2 protein-coding genes and 3 tRNA genes are annotated in these 4903 nt (G+C 63.8%); all 5 read right to left on the bottom strand.

Annotated elements, in window-relative coordinates:
• Positions 1–214: 214 nt before the first annotated feature.
• Positions 215–1507 (bottom strand): AcvB/VirJ family lysyl-phosphatidylglycerol hydrolase, encoded by a 1293-nt coding sequence (locus QME24_RS24550; RefSeq protein ID WP_232892529.1) that lies wholly within the window; start codon positions 1505–1507, stop codon positions 215–217.
• Positions 1507–4149, bottom strand: a complete 2643-nt coding sequence (mprF, locus tag QME24_RS24545) for a bifunctional lysylphosphatidylglycerol flippase/synthetase MprF (RefSeq protein ID WP_275000049.1) — start codon at positions 4147–4149, stop codon at positions 1507–1509. Before mprF ends, QME24_RS24550 begins: the two co-directional genes overlap by 1 nt.
• A gap of 253 nt (positions 4150–4402) precedes the next feature.
• Positions 4403–4479 (bottom strand) — tRNA-Met (locus tag QME24_RS24540).
• Positions 4480–4614: 135 nt separating this feature from the next.
• Positions 4615–4691: transfer RNA gene (locus QME24_RS24535), tRNA-Met, on the bottom strand.
• Between the two features lie 135 nt (positions 4692–4826).
• Positions 4827–4903: transfer RNA gene (locus tag QME24_RS24530), tRNA-Met, on the bottom strand.

Here is a 4903-nt window from a genome sequence, read left to right as displayed (position 1 = left end):
CGCCGTACAAACAAGGCGGCCGCGCGCGCCTGTCACAGGCGTTACTGGCCCGAAACAAACGTAGGAGCGAGCGCAGCTCGCGATTGCGCCGCGCGGGCGGCGCTCGCGCTAACAGGCGCTGCCATACCTTGTGGCAAACACCTGTCAGCCCTAAGGCGATCCCTGTGGGAGCCTGGCTTGCCAGCGATGGGCCGCAAAGCGGCCCCGATTTTTGTCAGTTCTGCTCAGCCACGCTTGCCTTGCCCTGGCGAGTCTCGATCTCACCAATCAAGCGCTTGGCCAGCGCCGGGTAGTTCTCGTCGAAATGGTGGCCGCCGGGCAGCTTCATGCGCTCGCCAACAGCCGTGCCATCGGTGCAGCCGCTTTCGTCAGCTTCCTCGACGCCATACACACACACCACCTTGGAGGCAGGCAGCTTGGCCATTTCCGGCCCGGTTGGCGCTTCCTGGCCCTCCTTGCCCAGCCAGCCCTCCACTTCGATCTCGAAACTGCCGCTGCGGGCAAAGGCCAGCAGCATCACGGCGTCGATACGCTGCTGGTCTTCGGCCGGCAGGCGGTTGTAGATCGCCGGCAGTACATCGGCCCCGAATGAATACCCAGCAAGCACGAACCGCTTGGTGCCCCATTTCTGGCGGTAGTGCTGCATCAGTTCGGACAGGTCGGCAGCGCTTTGCTCGGGGGTTTTGTGCTGCCAGTAATAGCGCAGCGTGTCGATGCCGACCACCGGGTAGCCCAGCTTGGCCATTTCGCCGGCGACGTCACGGTCCAGGTCGCGCCAGCCGCCGTCGCCGGAAAGGAACAGGGTGACGGTATCGGTGGTTTGCCCGGCCGGCACCTCGACTACCGGGACTGGCAGCGCGTTGCCATCGCGGCCGAGCAAGGCCTGGGTCAGTTGCGCCTTGAGCACCTGCGGCAGGTGGATGTCGTAATCGCTGATGCTGGTTTCGGCATTGGCCTGGTCACGCACGAAGGCGGCGCTGGCGTCGTCCGGGTTGTCGTTCCAGGCCACGCTCCAGTGGCCATGCGCCGCCGATTTGGGCAACGGCGCCTGGCAGCCGGGCTGCTCAAGGGCAAAGCCTACGGAAATGGCGCGGGCCTTGTCATCGCTCTGCCCGGCCAGCCAGCGCCAGGCCTGGGCGGCACCAGGTCCGATACCGGCGACCACGTCGGGTTTTGCCGGCAATTGCTTCAGGGCCTGGTCCAGCGCCTGTTGCTGCTTGCTGCAATCGTTCGGTGGCAGGATCACCTGCACCAGCTGCGCTTCGCCAGCCTGGGCCAGGTCCAGCAGTTGCTTGTCGCTCAGCGCCTGGTCCTGAGGCACGCCGATGGCCACGCTGACTTTGGGGTGCACGCCTGGCGTCACCCGGGTAATGGGGGTGTCATTGATGCTCATTTGTTCCAGGTGCGCCTCTGGGGCAGGGCGCGTCCACAGCCAGAACGCCAGCCCGCCACCCAGGGCAGCCAGCAACAGGGGAACCAGCAGGTACAGCCAATAGCGTCGGGTCATCAACGTTTCACCAATCCAGTCAGGCCGCCAGCAATGAGGGCGGCAGTGTCGGCCAGTGCCACCAGCGGGTCGAGCCCGGCTGGCACGGCCATGTAGCGGGGTTCCCAGTCCGGTTGGAACTTGTCCTTGAAGCGCCGGAGCCCCTGGAAGTTGTAAAGCTGCTCACCACGGCGGAACACCAGTGAGCCCAGGCGCTGGGTCAATGGCGCGCCACGCCGTGGCTGCAGGCCGGAGAGCGGCACCATACCCAGGCTGAAGCGCCCGTAGTCACGGCTTTTATAGTGCAAGATCAAGCCGATCATCATGTACTCCATGGTCAGCTTGGGGGCCTCGGGGTGGGCGCGCATCAGGTCCAGGCTGGCCAGTTCGTGGCTGTGGGTTTCCAGCAGGTTGGCAAAGGCCACCGGGCGGCCCTGGAAGCGAATCAGGGCAATCCGGAAGTGCTGCAGGTAGTCCGGGCTGAAGCGCCCCAGCGAGAAGCCTTTCTCGCGTACGTTCTTGCCGCCGAGCCAGGCATCGGAGATTTCCTTCAGTTCTGCCAATGGGGCTTGGCCAGGCTCGTGGATTTCCAGGCTCAGGCCATCGCGTCCGCCGCGGTTCCAGGTATAACGCAGGTCTTTCATTTCCTTGCCCTTGGCTTCGAGGTCGAAGCGGCGCAAGTCGACCCGGGCCTCTTCACCCAGTTTCAGCGCGGTCAGGCCAATGTCCATGTAGAACGGCAGGTTTTCCGCGCGTACCTGGTAGAACACCGGCCGCGCATGGTGCAGGTCGCACAGGTCGCGGAACTGCCAGATCATCTCGGCCCGTTCCTGGGCCGGCCCGATCGGGTCGTACAGTGCCACCAGGCTACGGCCGCGCCGGGCGTACATGAGGAAGGCATTGTCCCGTGGGTGGAACAGCAAGGCCTTGTCGCCGGTGAGTGCCAGGCCGCCGTCAGGCTGGTCGGAAGCCAGCAGAATGCGGTTGGCACGCTGCAGTTCTTCTTCGTCAGGCAGGTGGATCACCGGTGGTGCGGTGCGCAGCAGCCAGGTCAGTGCCAGGGCCGCCAACAGCAAGGCGCTGCCCATGGCGGCGCGCAGGCCACGGGGGGCGTCGGCGTCGAGGGTGAACTGCCACCACAGCTGATGGCTGTAGGGCACATCCTGGTAGGCGAACAGCAGCAGCCACACCGAGGCCCCGACAACACAGGCACTTGCAACCAGAAATACCGGCGAGAAGGGCAGCTCCATCAACCGGCTGGGGCGGTAGAACGAGCGCCGGAACATGGCGAGCAAGGTGGCAGTAAAGGTCAGCAGGCTGGCCTCTTCCCAGTCGAAGCCTTTGAGCAACGACAGCAGGGCACCGACCAGCAACAATACGATTGTCAGCATCCAGGCGGCCGACAGGCGCCGACGCAGGCCTTGGGCCAGCAGCAGGCACAGCACGCCGATCAGGCTGGCGCCGAAGTGCGATGCATCGATCAGCCGGTGTGGCACCAGAAAGCCCATGTGCTCCAGGCGCGTGTCGATTTCCGGGGTGGCGCCGGAGAACAGCAACACCACACCAGACAGGAACACCAGGATCGACAGGATAGGCGCAGCCAGGCCCGAGGCGGCCTTCATGGCCTGCTGGGCGAACAGCAGGCGCCGGGCTTCGTTGGCCAACAGCAACACGCAGGCCAGCAGCAGCGGCACCACTACGTAGATCAACCGGTACAGCAGCAATGCGGCAGCCAGCGGCGCCGCACCCAGCTGGTTGGCAAAGGCCGCCAGCAGGATCGCCTCGAACACCCCGACCCCGCCCGGTACATGGCTGAGCACACCTGCCGCCAAGGCCAGCAGATACACCAGCACGAACGCGCCGAACGGGGGCGCTTCGGGCAGTAGCAGGTACAGCACGGTAGCGGCAGCTGCCACATCCAGTGCAGTGATCAGCAGTTGCAGGGCAGTCAGGCGGGCATCCGGCAGGCGCAAGGTGCGGCGCCCCAGTTGCACCAGCAGGTTATTGGCCAGTGGCTGTTCGGCAAGGCGCCGACGGTACAAGCCGATGACCAGCAGGGCAGAGGCGACCAGCACCGCACTGGCGATGCCCGCCAACAGGCCCTGGGCCAGGCCAAGTGCGCTGGATGCAGCCCGCAGATCGCTCAAGGTCGCCAGGGCGGCCAGGGGCGGTAGCGCGCAGCCCAGCGACAGGCTGGCAAAAACGGTCATGCGTGCGACCTCGCCAGCGCCCAGCCCATGGCGGGCGTACAAGCGGTAGCGCACCGAGCCGCCCGAGAGCATCGACAGGCCGATGGCGTTGCCGATGGCGAACGCACTGAAACCACCCAGCACCAGGGTAGGTGCCGGCAGCTTCACCCCTGCATAGCGGCTGGCCGACCACTCATAGCCCAGCAGGATCACGAAGCCGACCACCGTCGCGACAAAAGCGCCCAGCAGCGACTGCGCCGGCACACTGAGCATGGCGTCGTGCAAGGCGTAGATGTCCAGCTCGCTGAGCAAGTGGCGGCAAGCGATCAGGGCCATGGTGAACAGCAGCAGGGTTACCGCAAGGCCGATGGGCTGGCGGTAGCGGCTCAGGCGTTCGAGCAACGGCAGGCGCTGTACCGCACCTGGCAGCACCGTGGCGAGCGGTACCTGGGGTTCGGGGTTGTGCGTAGTCATGAATTGCCCCGGGCAAGCAGCGCGAGGTGAAGGAGAGGTGCGGCCAAGTGAAAGTCCCTTTGGAAAACGTATCCGGATATTACTCCGGACAACATGACTTGCAGTCGTCCGGCAGCGTTAAAGATAGTTCATCCAGAGGATGAGCCCTCAACACCGCAGGTTGGGTCGGTAGACCCGGGCATACGAGTGGCAGGAGACAAACGCAACAAACCCCGCGCTGCTGTTACACAGGCGGGGTTTGTTCTGACGAATATGGTTGCGGGAGCCGGATTTGAACCGACGACCTTCGGGTTATGAGCCCGACGAGCTACCAGGCTGCTCCATCCCGCGTCAGAGGTGCGCATTCTACAGTTTGCCGCGTGTGTGTCAAGCGCTACTTTTTGATTTACCGAGACTTTTTGAAAAATCGCTTTTTCAAGCGCAAAGAAAAAGGCCACTGTGTTTACAGTGGCCTTATCTTGAATCTGGTTGCGGGAGCCGGATTTGAACCGACGACCTTCGGGTTATGAGCCCGACGAGCTACCAGGCTGCTCCATCCCGCGTCAGTGGGGCAAATTCTACAGTTTGCAGCGTGTGTGTCAAGCGCTACTTTTTGATTTACCGAGACTTTTTGAAAAATCGCTTTTTCATGGGCAAAGAAAAAGGCCACTGCGTGAACAGTGGCCTTTTCTCGAAACTGGTTGCGGGAGCCGGATTTGAACCGACGACCTTCGGGTTATGAGCCCGACGAGCTACCAGGCTGCTCCATCCCGCG

The organism is Pseudomonas sp. PARCl1, from assembly GCF_947311875.1.
Classification (GTDB): domain Bacteria; phylum Pseudomonadota; class Gammaproteobacteria; order Pseudomonadales; family Pseudomonadaceae; genus Aquipseudomonas; species Aquipseudomonas juntendi.
Note: the sequence above shows the minus strand (reverse complement) of the source record. Positions and strands in the feature narration are given on the sequence as shown.